Source organism: Oleidesulfovibrio vietnamensis (assembly GCF_055388115.1).
This window is the reverse complement of the sequence record NZ_AP042419.1, coordinates 1997212-2013604: the sequence shown is the minus strand read 5'-3', so window position 1 is coordinate 2013604 and position 16393 is coordinate 1997212. Positions and strand designations below refer to the sequence as shown.

Annotated in this window: 15 protein-coding genes; 9 read left to right on the top strand and 6 right to left on the bottom strand. The window is 55.3% G+C overall.

The window, feature by feature from the left end:
• Positions 1–39: 39 nt before the first annotated feature.
• Genes ctaD through ACZ5D1_RS09065 form a run of 6 tightly spaced genes read left to right on the top strand, consistent with a single transcriptional unit; the run spans position 40 to position 5079 of the window.
• Positions 40–1671, top strand: a complete 1632-nt coding sequence (gene ctaD, locus ACZ5D1_RS09090; protein ID WP_011367747.1) for a cytochrome c oxidase subunit I — start codon at positions 40–42, stop codon at positions 1669–1671.
• Positions 1664–2263: a cytochrome c oxidase subunit 3 family protein gene (locus ACZ5D1_RS09085; protein ID WP_011367748.1), complete on the top strand. Its 600-nt coding sequence runs from the start codon at positions 1664–1666 to the stop codon at positions 2261–2263. Before ctaD ends, ACZ5D1_RS09085 begins: the two co-directional genes overlap by 8 nt.
• A gap of 8 nt (positions 2264–2271) precedes the next feature.
• Positions 2272–2556, top strand: a complete 285-nt coding sequence (locus tag ACZ5D1_RS09080; RefSeq protein ID WP_011367749.1) for a cytochrome C oxidase subunit IV family protein — start codon at positions 2272–2274, stop codon at positions 2554–2556.
• A gap of 7 nt (positions 2557–2563) precedes the next feature.
• Positions 2564–3790 carry a cytochrome c oxidase subunit II gene (gene coxB, locus ACZ5D1_RS09075; protein WP_464554670.1) on the top strand — a complete coding sequence of 409 codons (1227 nt, stop codon included), beginning with the start codon at positions 2564–2566 and terminating at the stop codon, positions 3788–3790.
• Positions 3790–4638: a UbiA family prenyltransferase gene (locus ACZ5D1_RS09070; protein ID WP_464554668.1), complete on the top strand. Its 849-nt coding sequence runs from the start codon at positions 3790–3792 to the stop codon at positions 4636–4638. The genes coxB and ACZ5D1_RS09070 overlap by 1 nt, the downstream gene beginning before the upstream one ends.
• 12 nt (positions 4639–4650) lie before the next feature.
• Entirely contained in the window at positions 4651–5079 is a 429-nt protein-coding gene (locus ACZ5D1_RS09065; RefSeq protein WP_011367752.1) for a DUF4079 family protein, read from the top strand.
• A gap of 63 nt (positions 5080–5142) precedes the next feature.
• On the opposite strand, the gene nadB is transcribed toward ACZ5D1_RS09065, so the two are convergent.
• Genes nadB through nadC form a run of 3 tightly spaced genes read right to left on the bottom strand, consistent with a single transcriptional unit; the run spans position 5143 to position 8705 of the window.
• The gene (gene nadB / locus ACZ5D1_RS09060; protein ID WP_027181968.1) at positions 5143–6747 is read right to left on the bottom strand and encodes an L-aspartate oxidase; all 1605 of its coding nucleotides are present in this window, start codon (positions 6745–6747) and stop codon (positions 5143–5145) included.
• Between the two features lie 14 nt (positions 6748–6761).
• Entirely contained in the window at positions 6762–7802 is a 1041-nt protein-coding gene (nadA, locus tag ACZ5D1_RS09055; RefSeq protein WP_011367754.1) for a quinolinate synthase NadA, read from the bottom strand.
• Positions 7803–7805: 3 nt separating this feature from the next.
• Positions 7806–8705 carry a carboxylating nicotinate-nucleotide diphosphorylase gene (nadC, locus tag ACZ5D1_RS09050; RefSeq protein WP_041277190.1) on the bottom strand — a complete coding sequence of 300 codons (900 nt, stop codon included), beginning with the start codon at positions 8703–8705 and terminating at the stop codon, positions 7806–7808.
• 157 nt (positions 8706–8862) lie between these two features.
• On the opposite strand from nadC, the gene mgtE reads away from it, so the two are divergent.
• Positions 8863–10245, top strand: coding sequence for a magnesium transporter (gene mgtE, locus ACZ5D1_RS09045; protein WP_011367756.1), 1383 nt, complete (start codon positions 8863–8865; stop codon positions 10243–10245).
• 62 nt (positions 10246–10307) lie between these two features.
• On the opposite strand, the gene ACZ5D1_RS09040 is transcribed toward mgtE, so the two are convergent.
• Both ACZ5D1_RS09040 and ACZ5D1_RS09035 read right to left on the bottom strand, forming a co-directional pair.
• A complete protein-coding gene (locus ACZ5D1_RS09040) occupies positions 10308–10994 on the bottom strand; it encodes a queuosine precursor transporter (RefSeq protein WP_011367757.1) in 687 nt (228 codons plus the stop codon).
• A gap of 96 nt (positions 10995–11090) precedes the next feature.
• Entirely contained in the window at positions 11091–12554 is a 1464-nt protein-coding gene (locus tag ACZ5D1_RS09035) for a sensor domain-containing diguanylate cyclase (RefSeq protein WP_464554666.1), read from the bottom strand.
• Between the two features lie 184 nt (positions 12555–12738).
• Here ACZ5D1_RS09035 and ACZ5D1_RS09030 point away from each other — a divergent pair, with 184 nt between their 5' ends.
• Together ACZ5D1_RS09030 and ACZ5D1_RS09025 are read left to right on the top strand one after the other, a co-directional pair.
• Positions 12739–14391 (top strand): glycosyltransferase family 4 protein, encoded by a 1653-nt coding sequence (locus ACZ5D1_RS09030; protein WP_027181966.1) that lies wholly within the window; start codon positions 12739–12741, stop codon positions 14389–14391.
• On the top strand, positions 14388–15527 hold the full coding sequence (locus ACZ5D1_RS09025; protein WP_464554665.1) for a glycosyltransferase: 1140 nt from the start codon (positions 14388–14390) through the stop codon (positions 15525–15527). Before ACZ5D1_RS09030 ends, ACZ5D1_RS09025 begins: the two co-directional genes overlap by 4 nt.
• Here the strand turns inward: ACZ5D1_RS09025 and ACZ5D1_RS09020 are convergent.
• A complete protein-coding gene (locus ACZ5D1_RS09020) occupies positions 15490–16392 on the bottom strand; it encodes an esterase/lipase family protein (RefSeq protein ID WP_011367761.1) in 903 nt (300 codons plus the stop codon). The two genes, ACZ5D1_RS09025 and ACZ5D1_RS09020, sit on opposite strands and share 38 nt — an antisense overlap.
• Between the last annotated feature and the right edge of the window lies 1 nt (position 16393).

The window sequence follows — 16393 nt, the reverse complement described above, 5'->3', positions numbered from 1 at the left end:
GCACAACAATAAGCTAAACGTCCCAAGTGAGAGGTGGTTATGGCTACGGCTGACGCGGTTCAGACTTCCCGGGGCTTCTGGGGACCGTTGCAGGGCACAAAAAACAGCATCGGTTCATGGATTTTTTCAACAGACCACAAACGTATCGGCATACTGTATTTCTATGGTATAATCGGATTTTTCCTCGTGGGGCTGCTTCTTGGCTTTCTTGTACGCCTTGAGCTTATCGCCCCCGGAAAAACCATCATGGACGCGCAGACATACAATGCCATATTCACGCTGCATGGCGTGGTCATGATTTTTCTGGTGGTCATCCCCAGCATTCCGGCCGCATTCGGCAATATCTTTCTTCCCATTCAGATAGGGGCCGAGGATGTCTCCTTTCCCCGCCTGAACAATTTTTCATGGTGGCTTTATGTCACCGGTGCCGTGCTCGCGCTCAGCTCTCTCTTTACGGGTGACGGTCCGCCGGACACGGGCTGGACGTTTTACGTCCCCTTCAGCAACGTGACCACCACAAACGTCAACGTGGCTCTTGCAGCCGTATTTGTTCTGGGTTTTTCTTCCATACTCACCGGCCTCAATTTCATCACCACCATCCACAGATTACGGGCCGAGGGCATGACATGGACCCGGCTGCCTCTTTTTGTCTGGTCGCTGTATGCCACCGGCTGGATTCAGGTACTCGCCACTCCGGTGCTTGGTATCACCGTGCTGCTGGTTGTGGTTGAAAGGGTAATGGGGGTGGGGCTGTTTGACGCCACCAAAGGCGGCGACCCGCTGCTGTATCAGCACCTTTTCTGGATATATTCACACCCGGCCGTGTACATAATGATTCTGCCCGCCATGGGTGTAATTTCCGAAATAATTCCGGTATTTTCCCGCAAGAAAATCTTCGGCTACAAGATGATCGCTTTTTCCAGCCTTGCCATAGCCTTTGCGGGTTCACTGGTATGGGCGCATCATATGTTCACCAGCGGCATGAGCGATACCGCAGTGCTGGTTTTTTCGTTTCTCACATTTGTCGTCGCCATTCCTTCTGCCATCAAGGTGTTCAACTGGGTTTCCACCATGTTCAAGGGGTCCATCTATCTTGAACCGCCCATGTACTACGCCATGGCGTTCATCTTTCTCTTTTCCATAGGTGGGCTTACCGGACTGGTGCTGGGCGGGGCCGGAACTGATATCCATGTGCATGATACATATTTTGTTGTCGCGCACTTCCATTATGTCATTTTCGGCGGGCTCGGGTTTGGTCTGTTCGGAGCCATGCATTACTGGTTCCCCAAAATATACGGAAAGATGTATAACAAAAGAGTGGCCAACATCTCCTGTCTGGTTACTTTCATCGGTTTCAACGTTCTGTACTTTCCGCTTTTCGTCATCGGCCTGCAGGGCATGCCGCGCAGATATTACGACTATCTGCCGCAGTACACCACGGGGCATTTCATTTCCACAGTAGGATCCTGGATTCTGGCCGCAGGGCTTCTGCTCATGCTGTGGAATCTGTTCAAGGGAGCACGCAGCGGCCCCCGGGCCGGTGACAATCCTTGGAACGCCGTGACATTGGAATGGCAGGTTCCTTCTCCTCCCCCGCATCACAACTTTGTTGAAGAACCTGTAGTCACACACGGGCCGTACGACTTCAGGGAGGTGACTTCCGATGAGTAACGTCCATAACGACTATCTGGGCGCCAAAATAGGCATGTGGCTGTTCCTGTTTACAGAAGTCCTTCTCTTCGGCGGATTGTTCCTGCTGTATGCCATCTACCTGCATCAGCACCCTGCAGAGTTCCATAAGGCCAGCAAGGAACTGGACGTATTGCTGGGCACGGTAAACACCGTGGTGCTTATCACTAGCAGCTTTTTTGTGGCTCTTTCCATCAGCGCATTGCAGCAGGGCAAAGTTGTGCTTTGTAAACGTCTGCTCACCGCCACCGTAGGGTGTGCGCTTATCTTTCTGGTTATCAAGTACTTTGAGTGGAGTGCCAAAATTCATCACGGGATATACCCCGATTCAGACCAGCTTTTGCTGCGTCCCGCCGGCGAGATTGTCTATTTCGGCCTTTACTATGTGATGACGGGGCTGCATGGCATACACGTCATCATAGGCGGAGCCGTACTGCTTTATGCATTACGGTTGATCAACGCGGGCAGGGTAACCGCTGACAATTTCATCTTTCTCGAAAACAGCGGCCTGTACTGGCATCTTGTTGATCTGGTATGGATTTACCTTTTTCCGCTTTTTTACCTCATTGTGTAGGAGAGATCATGAGCGCCGAACACCACCATATTGTCAGTTTCAGGCAAAACACCATCATCTGGCTTGTCCTGCTCGTTTTCACTGCCATCACGGTTGCCGCGTCCCGCTTTGATTTCGGATTCCTGAACATCGTCGTTGCCCTTGGCATAGCCACCTGCAAAGCCGGTCTGGTGACGCTTTATTTCATGCACCTGCGGTATGAGGGCAATCTTATCCGCCTGATGGTTTTCATTGCCTTTGCAATTCTTGCCATCGCCATAGGATTCACATTTTTTGACGTAGCCTACAGGTGAGGTGCCTATGTTTCCGCAATCACTCAGCCCTGTGCAACAGGTTGATCTGGCTTTCTATGTCATCTTCGGCATTTCAATAGCAATTCTGGTATGCATAACCGCCTGTATGCTGTGGTTCGCATGGCGCTATCACCACACGCGCAACCCCAAACCGGCGCGCTTCGACGGCAACGTGACAGCAGAAGTGCTGTGGACCGTTATTCCATCCCTGCTTGTGATGGGCATGTTCTATTACGGCTGGATAGGCTTCAAGGCACTTCGCTCTGTTCCTGCCAATGCCATGGAAGTCAAAGTGACTGCACGCATGTGGTCATGGGTTTTTGAATACCCCAACGGCAAACGGGCAAACACCCTCTATGTGCCGGTCAACAAGGCAATACGGCTTGATATGACCTCAGCAGATGTTTTGCACAGCTTTTATGTACCTGCCTTCCGCATCAAGATGGACACAGTTCCGGGTATGGACACCTACGCTTGGTTCAAGGCGGAACGGACAGGAGAATATGACATCCTGTGTGCGGAATACTGCGGGTTAAAGCACGCCAACATGCTTTCTACGGTGGCCGTAATGCCGGAAAAAGACTTCGAAGACTGGCTGAATGCCACCGAACAGACCGATGACGAGGCCAAGGCGCTGGCACTGCTGGAAACTCACGGCTGCATTTCATGCCACTCGCTGGACGGCAGCCCCGGTCTGGGACCGACGCTTAAAGATATCTACGGTGCCGAGCGCCTGATTATTATGCCCGACGGTACAAAGACAACCATGGTGGCCGACGAACAGTACCTGCGCCGCGCACTGCTGCAGCCCAACGCCGAGGTGGTGGAAGGCTATGACCCCATGATGCCCTCGTATCAGGACAGTGTTCCCCCCGGCGAAATAGACTTGATGGTGGGCTGGATGCTTAACCGCAACCAGTCTGCGATAAGTGCAGGCCGCAAGCTGATGCAGGAAGAAGGCTGCATTTCCTGTCACTCTACGGACGGTTCCGAAATTATGGGCCCCAGTGTTAAAAACCTGTACGGCTATCAGCGTCTGGTCATAGAAGATGGTACAGAAAGGACTGTCACGGCAGACGAGAGCTATCTTATTGAAAGCATACTCAATCCTTCTGAAAAGCTGACCAAGGGATATGATCCCGTTATGCCGCCGTACGAGATGGACGAAGAGAGGCTAAACGCTCTTGTGGAATATATGAAGAGCCTGTCCGACAAAAACGGGAAGGCGCAATAGTGCTGCGGGCAGCATCCAGCCTGTTCAGGTTCCGCGTGGCGGGCATGGTGGCACTGTCCTGTGTCTTCGGCTATCTGCTGGCAGCAGGCGCAGCGGGGCCGGACATGGTCACGTCCGCAGCCGGCACCTTTCTGCTGACATGTGCCTGCTCGGTGTTCAACCAGATTCAGGAAAAAGATCTGGATGCCCGTATGCCCCGCACCCGCAACCGGCCTGTTGCCTCCGGCAGGCTGCCAACAGCGGCGGCATGGGCTGTGGGCATGGCGGCACTGCTACCCGCACTGATACTGCTGCATGCGGCGGGCGGCGTCCGTCTGGTGTTGCTGTCCGCGGCCGTGCTGGCATTATACAATGGCGTATACACCCCGATGAAAAAATACACGGCTTTTTCGCTGCTTGCCGGGGCAGTACCGGGTGCTCTGCCTCCTGTGTTCGGCTGGCTGGCGGCAGGTGGTAATCTTTATTCACCCGAGATAGCGCTGCTTTTCATCGTGTATTATCTGTGGCAGGTCCCGCACTTCTGGCTGCGGGCAGAACGCGACCGCCAGTCGTACCTTGGGGCCGGTCTTCCCTTACCTTCTGTCGAGCTGCCGCACAGGTATCATGCACTGCTGCGGCTGTGGTATGCGTCATACATGGTGGCGCTGCTTCTGTTGCCCGTATTCCCCTTCATAGCCGAAACAGCGGTGCGCATTGCCGTGTGCCTTGCCGGTATCACCGGTCTGGCAGCCTCGGGCTATCTGCTGGCGTCGCCTGTAAGGGGATTTCATGCCGTCAATGTCAGCATGCTTTTTGTCATGCTTCTGCTGGTCGCAGACCGGCTTGTCACTTCCGGTATTATTACCTGAAAGGAGGATTACATGCCGAGCATGTGGATTCATCCGGCACTCCAGCTGTTCGCCACCATTGCCGGCGGATATGTTTTTTATCTCGGCATCAGACGATTCATGATGCTGCACATGAAGAAAAAAGTACCCTTCAACTGGAAAGGGCACGTTTTATGGGGGAAAATTGCAATCGCCCTATGGATTGCAGGAATGGGGCTCGGGCTCTTTTTTGCGTGGATGGGATGGGGAGTCATGCTGATAACCGGTTGGCACTACATTGCGGGGTTCATCATAATTCCTCTTGCCGCCGCGGGGTTCGCCACAGGGTATGTGCTCGACAAATACAAAAAAAAGCGGGCCGTGCTCCCGCTGGCCCACGGCATCAACAATCTGGTGCTCATGCTGCTCATACTGTTTCAGTTGTACACGGGCGTTCTCATCATCCGCGATTATCTGCTGTAACAGCAGCACAAAGCATATACGCAAATAAAAACGGGACCCGAAGGTCCCGTTTTTATTTGCGTATCAGTCTATCCGGTAATGGCAGCCAACGCTCTGTTTGTTGCGGCGTGCCGCCATGGTAACCACGTAACCCGCCTGACAGCCGTGGAAAAGATCCACAAGCGGCTTGGAGAGGGGAGTGCGCTTGTAAAAGTCACTCACATGACGCCACAGGTCGCGCATCTCGTCATGAGCACGCTGCAGACGGCTGGATGTTCTGGTAATGCCCACGTAATTCCACATGGTATTGCGCAGGGTTGTCCAGTCCTGAGCAATCAGGGCCGGGTCATCATTTTTTTCATCGCCCAGCGGATTCCAGTCAGGAATGGAATCACGCAGCCTCTTATTCAGCGCTGCCCGGCGTCCCAGTCTGCCATGAATATTCAATGCCGCGTTGCGGCCCCACAGCAGGGCTTCAAGCAGGGAAGTGCTGGCAAGTCTGTTGGCGCCGTGTACCCCGGTGCAGTTGCATTCGCCCACACTGTAAAGGCGTTCCAGCGTAGTCCTGCCGTTCAGGTCGGCCAGCACCCCTCCGCAGAAATAATGTGCTGCGGGCACAACGGGAATGGGCTGTCTGCGGATATCAATACCAAGATTCAGGCATCGCTGGAAAATGGTAGGAAACCGCGTTTCAAGATTGTGCTCGACATAGTTGGCCGCATCCAGAAAAACACAGTCGCTGCCTGTGGAGAGCATTTCTTCCACAATGGCGCGGGCCACAATGTCACGCGGCGCAAGATCGGCCCGGGGATCATAGCGGTGCATGAAAGGTTCGCCGGACGCATTGACAAGCCGGGCTCCCTCACCGCGCATGGCCTCGGTAATCAAAAAACGGCGTTCAGTGCGGTGATACAGCGCTGTGGGATGAAACTGAACAAATTCTGCATTTTCAATTCGCGCACCAGCCCTGTATGCCATGGCCAGACCGGAACCGACACACACAGGAGAGTTGGTTGTGTGCAGGTAAATCTGTCCTATTCCTCCCGTGGCCAGCACGGTAAAATCTGCCAGAATGGTCTCCACACAACGTAACTGTTCGTTAAAAACATATGCTCCGGCGCACTGGTTCACCAGCTGGTATTTGAACTCCAGACTGGTACCGTGGTGATGACTGGTCAACAGGTCGATGGCCGTGCGGTTGGTGAGCACCCGTATATTGGGTGATGCCTGCACCTCGCGCATCAGCCCGTCCATAATGGCCCGGCCGGTGTAATCAGCACAATGCAGAATACGCTGAGCAGCGTGACCGCCCTCCATGGTCATGTCCCACTCGCAGTCGGCGCCGGTCTTGCTGTCGTCCTGCTGACGGGCAAAAGGAATGGACAGCCTGTCCACAAGAACGTCCTGAACGGCCTTAGGTCCTTCAACGCTCACATGGCGTACGGCTTTTGTCGAATTGTACCTGTGACCGGCCACCAGAATATCTTTTTCCAGCTGCTTGGGGTCACCGTCGTGCGCACGGAAAACAATGCCTCCCTGTGCCAGCGCAGTGTTGCCTTTATCAAGCGTATCACCGCTGGTTATCAGGGTGACCTCTATACCCATGTCGGCCAGAGTAAGAGCCGCAGTGCATCCGGCAATACCGGATCCGATGACCAGAACAGGAGTGACGGGACGGAAAGTGGACATAAAAGTGCCTCTTTTTATGCGCAGGCCTGCAGCATGCGCTCCAGGGCAACACGGGCGTTGTCCTGCATTTCTAGGGGAACCATAACCGGCGCACATGTGCCGTTTTCAACTGCGGTCAGCGTTGCCGCCAGCTTTTCTTCAGTGACGCTGTTCATGTGTGAACACGCACTTTCAAGCAGCGGCAGCACGGTCTTGCGGCCGGCATATTGCGCTGCCAGCCTTTCCACCAGATTGATTTCAGTACCCACAACTACAGTGGAACCTTCGGGCGCCTCTTCGGTGTATCTGATTATGAAAGACGTTGACCCTGCGGCATCGGCCTGTCTGACCACATCGGGGCTGCATTCGGGGTGCACCACGATGCGGCATCCGGGATGGGCTTCGCGCATTGTGGCGATCTGCCGCAGATTGAAGCGGGCATGAATGGCACAGCAGCCCGGCCACATCAACAGGTCAGCCCTGTCCGCCGCGTCAAAGTCGATGGCAGCCCCGTTTTGGCGGATATTAAGAATATGGCGTTTTTCAAAAGGAATCTGCAGAGCATCCGCTGTGTTTGCCGCCAGATTCTTGTCAGGAATAAAAAGCACCGCATCGCCCTGTGCAAACGCCCATTCAAGCATTGTACGGGCATTGGCCGACGTGCACACCGAACCGCCATGTCTGCCCACCACGGCTTTCACAGCCACCGATGAATTGACATAAGTAAGAGGTACAATGCGTCTGCCACGACCGGAAAGCGCGGTGAGTACCCGGTCGACCCTTTCTGCGGGAGCCATCTGCGACATGACACAGTTCGCATCCGGCTCGGGCAGATAAATTTTCTGACCGTGGCGGGCCAGCAGGGCAGACGATTCTCCCATGAAATACACCCCGCAGAAAACAATATGTTCCGCATCAACCTGAGATGTCTTGCGGGCCAGTTCCAGCGAGTCGCCCCGCAGCTCAGTGTGCCGGATTACGGTTTCGTGCTGGTAGTGGTGTCCCATAATGGTCAGGCGGCTGCCCATACGGGACCTGATCTCCTGAATGGTGTCATAGCTGTTTTGTGTATTCATTTGCTACTCGCTTATACGCATGCTGAAATCTGCGGAAGGGGCGGAATGAGTCAGCCTGCCCACGGAAATAAAATCAAGCCGTCGAGAGGAGGCCTGCGCCAGAACGCGGATGGTTTCCAGAGTCACTCCGCCGCTTGCTTCAGTCTCAATATGATCCGGAATAAGCGGTAAAGCGGCTGCAAGCCCGTCTGCATCCATGTTGTCCAGCATAATTCTGTCAACGTTACAGGCCACGGCTTCACACACGTCATCCGGCGTGCGGCACTCCACCTCCACGGGGGGGCAGGGGGAATACGTGTCCCTGAGCCTCTGCACTGCGGCGGTGATGCTGCCGGCAAGATCAATATGGTTGTCTTTGAGCATCAGCATTTCTTGCAGGTTCCGCCGGTGGTTGAGCCCGCCGCCGATAACAACCGCGTACTTTTCCGGATATCTCAATCCGGGCAATGTCTTGCGGGTATCAAGAAGGCGGGTGCCCGTACCGGAAAGTGCGTCAACATAACGGGCAGTCAGATTGGCTATTCCGGAAAGATGGGTCATGAAATTCAGAATAATTCTTTCCGCCTTGAGCAGGCGGCGGGCGGAAGCCCGAAGCCGGACGACGGTGGTTCCCGCAGTGACATGCGCACCGTCAGCATACGGAGTGTCGACGGTGTAGTCGTCCCATCCCTGCGGCTGCGGGTCGCAGGCAATGACGCGGTCCATGATGTATGGTATGTATGCCAGCCCGCACACAAGGGAGTCTTCCTTTGCGATTATCTGCGCGGCAAGCTGGTGAGAAGGGGCGAAAACCGCGTTGCTGGTCAGGTCGGGACCATCTTCGGTGATCGCCAGATCAATGGCGGCAACAGTGTGCCGCAGTGCCTCGCCTGCGAAAAAAAAGTGGGTAGTGCTCGTTGTCATGGGATTGTTAAGGTACATGCTACATGATAGAGGCACAATGCCTTCGGAGACTGATCTTTGGGGTGTTACGACTCTGAGATTTTTTCGTCAAGCGGATCTCCGACATTCAAGCGGAACATAGCGCTGCCAATATACAGCTTTCATAGGATAAATTCATATGACTGATGAAAAAAGAGAACAAGTGCACGAGCAGCGCACAAAAACAGATTCCGTGCAGGACAGCATGGAACGGCGTGAAATAGCCCTGCATTTCTGCCGCGAAGAAAAAGCCGAAGCCGAATTCGCACACCCTGCGGACGTGGCAGAGCATATGGAAAATCTGTCGCTGGAAAAGCAGGTCTGCCTTATGCAGCACCTGTCCCCTGAAGACGCGGCGGAAGCTCTGGCGGAAATGGATGAATACGCACGTGCGGACATTCTGCGGAATCTGGACTGGGACGAAGCAGCCAGCATTCTGGCGGAAATGTCACCGGACGACGCCGCAGACGTGCTGGACGAACTGGACGAAGATCACCGCGACGCGCTGCTGCGCTATTTTGAAGCGGATGACGCAGAAGAACTGAGAACGCTCATGGCGTTTGACCCCGACACCGCCGGCGGGGTCATGAACACCGAAATCATCATCATCGATCACAATGTAACCGCCGATCAGGCCATCATGCAGATCAGGCGGGAGATCGAAGACAAGGAAATCCCGTACTACGCATATATCGTTGATGAGCAGGAGCGCCTTGTGGGCGTGCTTTCGCTGCGTAACCTGCTGCTCTGCCGCCCCCGGACGCTTCTCAAGGACGAGGTGAGCTCCCAGAGCCTCATTTCCGTTGTCTTTGATGCGGACAAAGAGGAGGTAGCGCACCAGCTTGCGCACTACAACTTCATGGCCATGCCCGTTGTGGACTATGAAGGCCGCCTGCTTGGCGTGGTAACCTATGACGACATCATCGACATCATTCACGATGAGGCCAGCGAAGACATGCTGGGCATGGTGGGTGCAGGGCAGGACGAAACCGTCGACACCCCCTGGATGGAGTCGGTTAAAAAAAGGTTGCCGTGGCTCATCATCAACATGGTCAACTCTGCGTTCAGCGCATGGGTTGTCAGCCTGTTCGAAGGTTCCATCGCCACCATGGCCATTCTGGCGGTACTTATGCCCATTGTGGCCAATCAGGCCGGAAACACAGGCCAGCAGGCACTGGCAGTCATGATCCGCCAGCTGGCCACCGAACGCTTTGACCGGAAAAAGTCGTGGATCGCCGTGTGGCGCGAAGCAAAAATCGGCCTGCTGAGCGGACTTATTGTGGCATTTCTCGTGCTGGTGGCGGTCTTTCTGCTTACGCACAATCTGCTGCTGGCGCAGGTCATGGCCGTGGCACTGCTGCTCGACATGCTTCTCGGGGCACTGGCAGGGGCATCCATCCCGCTTATTCTCAAGGAACTGGGCAGAGACCCCGCGCAGGCATCCAGCATTTTTCTGACAGCCATTACCGACGGTGCAGGTTTCTTTATCTTTCTGGGTATGGCCACAACTCTGCTGCTTTAAAAACAAACAAAAAGGCCGGTGCGGACACCGGCCTTTTATTATGCGGAAAACCGGCTGCGCCGTTACCAGCGTGAGTCGGGGTTCCCCGCATGCACTTTGCGGGCAATATACATGAAAGGCGTGTCCAGCAACGCCACAACACCCTTGAAAAGGTATGTGGTAAACATGATCTCAAGCAGTACCGGAACAGGAAACACGCCCCAGAAAGCAATAAGGCAGAAAACGGCGGAATCAAGAAGCTGACTTACAAGAGTACTTGCATTGTTTCTCAGCCACAGAAAACGGCCCTGAGTTTTCTTTTTCCAGAATTCAAAGGCCCACACATCGTGCATCTGTGAAATCAGATACGCGCAGATGCTGGCTATGGCCAGCCGCGGAAGAAGCCCGAAAATGGCTGAAAGATGGGGCTGGGCAAAATCGCCCTCGGCGGGCGAGAAAAGTAACGCTATCTGCATATACAGCGTGGCCAGCACAACAACAGTGAATCCCAGCAGAACCCCCCGCTGTGCTTCCTTGCGGCCGTAAAACTCGCTCAGCATGTCTGTTGCCAGAAAAACACCGGCATACAGAATGTTGCCCAGCGTGGTTGTCAGCCCGAAAAGCGTAACGGTCTTCAGCACCTGAATATTGCAGAGCAGCAGGTTAAAAACAATGACGCCGTAGATGCCGGCTCTGCCGAAAAAACGGTAGAGCAGCAGCGTCAGCGTAAGATCAAGAAAAGCAAACCCGATCCAAAGTAATTCGTTCAAAACATGACCTCCGGCAAATGAAAAGACAGAGCGCAAAAGCTCTGTCTGATATGATCCGGAGAAATGCCGGATTCCCGGCAGACGGTCAAGTGCGGCTTACTGGGCCTTTTTTACCTTTTCATTGCAGCTGCCTGCAAAAGTACACACAACATTTCTGCCGTTGGCCTTGGCCAGATACAACGCCGCGTCGGCTTCGCGCACCAGTTCGTCACGCGGAGTAAGCGCACCCGGCTTGAAGCCTGTCAGCCCTATGCTCACTGTCGCCTGTATTGTTTTTCCATGGTGACGGAACACTCTGCTTTCTATATTTTTTCTCAACCGTTCCGCCAGCACGCGTGCCTGCTGTTCATCGGTATGAGGCAATATGGCCACAAACTCTTCACCGCCATACCGTGCGCAGTAATCCGTGGTTCTGATGGTTTCACGCAGCACACTGGCAAGTTCCCGCAAAACGGCATCGCCAGCCTGATGGCCAAAACGGTCATTGATCTGCTTAAAATAGTCGATATCCAGCATCATCAGGGTAAGCGGCATGCTGTAGCGACCGTGCCTGTCCAGTTCCTCACGCAGCCGTGTATCGAAATGACGTCTGTTGTGCAGCTGGGTCAGCCCGTCGTGGTCAGCCTGCAAACGCATTTCACGGAAAAGCAGGGCGTTTTTTACCGCCAGTGCCAGATGGCGCATGGCAGAATGCAGCACCTGAACCTGATCTTTGCCAAGCTGGCAGTCATCCTCTGTAAGCAGAGCAAGACAGCCCAGCGTCTCATCCCTCATTTTCAAAGGCAGCAGAATGACTTTTCCCGGTGCGGGAGCATCTTCCGCCCCTCCCTGTCCAAGCTGCTCCACCGTGTAGCCCGAAACAGGCACGCCGCTCAGCTTTGCCGCCGCCTTAAGCAGCATCTGACTCCACTCAAGACCGGCCTGCGTGTGCTCGCCCACCCCCAGAAACACTTCCGCTTCAAGGGAGTCTTTCTGCTGCGGATGCCACAAAGCGGCATGCAGCGCGCGCAGCGGCAGCAGCATGCTCAAATCTTCCCGGGCGTTGCTCAGAATTTCCACAGGATCAAGACTTTCTGTGGCACGGGACAAAAAGGTGACGATAAACTCCAGAGTATCATTCTTTCGTGCGAGCACCTCACGTTCAAGGCATATCTCGCGGGTCATACGGATGATATCGTCGTACAGGTTCTGCATTTCCGCCGCACGCAGAAAAACTTCGCGTACTCTGGGTTCAGAAAAAGGAGCCTTCAGAATGTCGGTGAAACCGGCATCAAGCGCCCGTTCCACATACTCCGGCGAAACATCCTGCTGCAACAACAGAACTCTGGGAACAAGATGCAGAAACTGCATTTCTTCGTCCGGCAGAGCAGACACAGCATCCCATCCCCGCTGTGAAACCCAGACCAGAACCGGTTCATCGGATTCCAGCGCACTGTTATCAGGCATACGCCCATCCCAGTTATGCAGCACGCATCCGCTACAGGCTGCCTGTTCCAGAAAGGCTGCCGCTTCTGTTTCAAGAGCTATGCCCCACATGACAAGCGGATTCTTACGCTTCACGTATATATCCTCCCCCCGATATCATCGGGTGATTCTTCTTGCCATCTTGCATGCAACCTTTGCGCCGTGAAAATAAAAATATCGCAAATCAGTATGTTGAGTAACGAACTCATTTTCCCACAAGGGTACCGTCAAAATACTGTCTCTGTTTGACAACCGGCCTGTTCTGTGTCTTTTCAAAAGCATGCACAGTACACCTTGCCGCAAGCGCATATGGGGCAGCCTGCACCCCTTCGTCGAGCATGGCGATATCATGGGACGCAGTGTGGCCAACACGCAGTTTCTCAAAGAACTTTTTCAGCAGAATCCATATGATGAGTATCATTTCTTTCTGCAGAACGAATCCCAGTGCCGTCAGCTTGTCCGGTGGATACAGCTTGCGCTGCCCGATTTTTCCGCGGAGGACCGCGTGCGCGTCACCACCAGACCTCAGCTGCCGGACGCGTTAAAAACAACGGTTTATCACTGTTTTCATCTTTCAGACTGCATAGAAGACACGGCAAGTCTTGCCAGAGTCCGCAACCTGCACGGCTGCAATATTTTCCCCATAACCGGCCCCACCCATTCACTGAGCTATGCATGGTATCCTTCGGCATTTCTCGGTCACATGTGGCAGGGCACCTGTGCGCGTGATGCGGTTATTGCCACATCACGCGCGGCTAAATGCGCGGTGGAAAATATATATGCCTCGCTGCGGCAGGCATACGGTCTTGATGAACGCTACAGGGCGCCTGCGGTGGCACTCATTCCGCTTGGCGCACATCTGCCGGAAAAAAAAGACAGCTGCGGGACACGTGACACAGCAAGAAAAGAGCTGGGGCTTCATGGTGAATCGCGGGTAGTTCTGATCACAGGCAGGGTGTCACACTATTCAAAAATGGACCTGCTGCCGGTATTGCGCGCTTTTCAGAGGCTGTTTGCCGCGGGGCACGCCCCCGGCTCGATCACGCTTATCGTTGCAGGCTGGACAGAGCAGGGCGACACCACACCGGATGTACTGTCCGGACTGGCAAGTGCCATGAGGCTGCAGCTCCGCTTTTTCCACCGCCCGGATGATCAGGTGCGCGATGCGCTGTATCGCGCGGCTGACATTTTTCTGTCTCCATCAGACAATGTGCAGGAGTCGTTCGGACTGACGGTACTGGAAGCCGCTGCAGCCGGACTGCCCGTTATCGCTTCGGACTGGAACGGCTACCGCGACCTGGTGGAACACGAAAAGACAGGGCTGCTTGTTCCCACCCTTGGACCGGCAGACACCCGTGCCGCTGATACCGCAGCCCGTGTGGTGTACGACAATCACTACCACCTGCAGCTGGCTCAGCAGACAGCGGTGGATGTCCCTGCGCTGACCGCGGCTCTCGACCTGCTGCTCACGTTTCCGGAAAAAGCAAAAACCATGGGCGCTGCAGGACGCAAGCGTGTGCTTGAACAGTTCACATGGCACAGCGTGGTACGGCGTCACATAGCCCTGTGGGATTCGCTGGCCGCCACCGCGGTTGATGAACAGGCGCTCCGCGCAATCCGTCATCCGCAACAGATGGATTACGCCGCCATTTTTGCGGGTCACCCCACAGACCGCCTGCACGGCGGGCTGATGCTGCAGTGGAGCAGGGCGGGGCAGGCCGTATACAGAGGTGCGGACCATCCCGTCATATATGCCGGGGTGGACGACAGAATCCCGCGCAATGCTCTGCACCGGATGCTTTTTGCCGCCCGCAGTCCTGTCTGTGCGGCCAATATTGAAGCCGTGCTGGTGCAGCATTGCGGCATGACTGCCGAAGATGCCTGTTTCCTGCTTCTCTGGGCCCTGAAACAGGATTTGCTGGAGCGGGTATGACAGCCTCGTCCGGCATTCTGATGCACAGCATGCTGTGCAGGCGCGGCGGTGCGGCACGGGTGGCCACCCTGCTGCACAACGAACTTTGTGCACCGGAAATGCCATACCGCGTTGTCCGCAGCACAGAATACGACGACAGTGACCCGCTCCTGCCTGAAGAGGGGCAATGTCAGTGCATAACAACAGCACCTGCCCGGAGCTTATTCTCTGAGCCCTGTGACGTTCTGCACCTGCACAGCACCTGCGACTGGCAGCGTCTGCTGAGCGATGCCCAGCGCTTCCCGCAGGTGGTCATCACGCTGCACGACGCATCGCTTCTCACCGGCGGCTGTCCTTTTCCGCTGGCGTGCAGTGGCTGGAAGGACGGGTGTTCTGACCCTTGCCCGCGCGGCTACCCGTATGCCGCAGCACGGCAGGCCGCTCTCAGGGACGCGCTGGAAAAGCTCTGTGCCGTGTCAGCCGTTCAGATGGTATCTCCCAGCCTGTGGCTGAAAAAAATGGCCGGACAGGCAGTTTCGGGCATACCCTGCCATGTGATACCCAACGGTGTTGAAGATACATTTTTTACGGAAGGAAAGAATGCAGCCCGGAAACGTCTGGGCATTGCTGCAGCAGCCAGAGTCATACTCATGCTTGCCCACGGAGGGCAGCAGGCGGCATACAAGGCGGGTGAACAATGGGAAGGATTATGGCGGAGCGTGCGCGGCAGGCGCGACATCATATGCATAATGGCGGGCGGTGACAGCTGCCGGACAGAAGAACGTCTGCTGGTACTGCCGTATCTTGACCGCCGGCACCTGTCGCTGGTGCTCACGGCCGCCGACCTGCTGGTGTACCCCACACTGGCGGACAATCATCCTCTGGTGGTTCTTGAAGCTTTTTCAGCAGGTACCCCTGTTGTGGCCTTTGCCGAGGGGGGCGTACCGGAACAGATCGACCGCCAGACAGGCAGGCTTGTTCAGCCCGGAAACTGGCCCGCCATGACAGAACAGATTATGCACCTGACGGCAGACCGGACCGGACTGAAAAAAATGGGAGAGGCTGCAAGAACTTGCTGGCTGAACCGCTTTACTGCGCGGCGTATGGCACAGGACTATGTCAGACTGTATCACCGGCACGGCCAGTCTGCGGAGTAACCGGACAGCCCCCCGCAAGAGTCTCTTTCAGCCTGCAGTGAAATTCATCGAACGTTTTTTTACTGTAGAGCATGAAAATGTGGCTCACCGGATGCACCTCATGCAGGCGCCATCCCGTCGCGCGCGGTTTCAGCCCCTCTACGGGCAGCACCATGTTGTCGATTCCGGAATACAGTGCCACAGCCGGAACTCTTACAGCAGGTTCGTCCTTTTCCAGAGCGCGTACAAGGGGGCCTCTGAACGCCAGACTGCGGCACAGACGCCCGAACCCCAGACGGGCGAGTTTGCTGCCCTGATGGGGAGTGCCCAATGTCAGCACAGCCCGCACCCTGCGGCACCCGCCGAACCGCTTAATCCACCCTCTGATGATCAGCCCGCCCAGCGAATGCCCCACAAGCACCGGTGCCGTGCCGGGAAAAGCCTTTTCAAGCTTTGCAATGCGGTCATCAAGTTCGAGCACAAGCGTATCAAAGTCAGTACGCCAGCTTGAGTAGGAAAAAGCATAAACGTTGGTGAACCCTGCCTCGCGCAACCATTTGCGGTAGGCCATCCAGGCTGAAGCATTGTGGTACAGACCATGCACAAGCAGCAGGGGAGGATTGTCATCTGTCACGGAATGTCCGCCGGCAGGAGAAAACCACAACCGTTCCCACAATCCCAGCGGATAGGTAAGTGTCACCAGAATCTGTCCGGTCATGCTCATGGCAATGCCGCGGACTATGGCCCGGGGAATGGGGGGGCGGCGCGCGGAAGCCCCGCGCGAGGTACTGGCCACCTCGTAAGAATACAACAGATACGAGGCCATGCCTACCAGCAGAGCCAGTCCGGCCAGCAGGCCGAGTAACAGTAGCAACAGAGAAAACATG

What these genes read in the sequence shown, in the direction of transcription:
- ctaD (WP_011367747.1), top strand. Translation starts at nt 40, where the DNA reads ATGGCTACGGCTGACGCGGTTCAGACTTCCCGGGGCTTCTGGGGACCG.
- ACZ5D1_RS09085 (WP_011367748.1), top strand. Translation starts at nt 1,664, where the DNA reads ATGAGTAACGTCCATAACGACTATCTGGGCGCCAAAATAGGCATGTGG.
- ACZ5D1_RS09080 (WP_011367749.1), top strand. Translation starts at nt 2,272, where the DNA reads ATGAGCGCCGAACACCACCATATTGTCAGTTTCAGGCAAAACACCATC.
- coxB (WP_464554670.1), top strand. Translation starts at nt 2,564, where the DNA reads ATGTTTCCGCAATCACTCAGCCCTGTGCAACAGGTTGATCTGGCTTTC.
- ACZ5D1_RS09065 (WP_011367752.1), top strand. Translation starts at nt 4,651, where the DNA reads ATGCCGAGCATGTGGATTCATCCGGCACTCCAGCTGTTCGCCACCATT.
- nadB (WP_027181968.1), bottom strand. Translation starts at nt 6,747, where the DNA reads ATGTCCACTTTCCGTCCCGTCACTCCTGTTCTGGTCATCGGATCCGGT.
- nadA (WP_011367754.1), bottom strand. Translation starts at nt 7,802, where the DNA reads ATGAATACACAAAACAGCTATGACACCATTCAGGAGATCAGGTCCCGT.
- nadC (WP_041277190.1), bottom strand. Translation starts at nt 8,705, where the DNA reads ATGACAACGAGCACTACCCACTTTTTTTTCGCAGGCGAGGCACTGCGG.
- mgtE (WP_011367756.1), top strand. Translation starts at nt 8,863, where the DNA reads ATGACTGATGAAAAAAGAGAACAAGTGCACGAGCAGCGCACAAAAACA.
- ACZ5D1_RS09030 (WP_027181966.1), top strand. Translation starts at nt 12,739, where the DNA reads ATGCACAGTACACCTTGCCGCAAGCGCATATGGGGCAGCCTGCACCCC.
- ACZ5D1_RS09025 (WP_464554665.1), top strand. Translation starts at nt 14,388, where the DNA reads ATGACAGCCTCGTCCGGCATTCTGATGCACAGCATGCTGTGCAGGCGC.
- ACZ5D1_RS09020 (WP_011367761.1), bottom strand. Translation starts at nt 16,392, where the DNA reads ATGTTTTCTCTGTTGCTACTGTTACTCGGCCTGCTGGCCGGACTGGCT.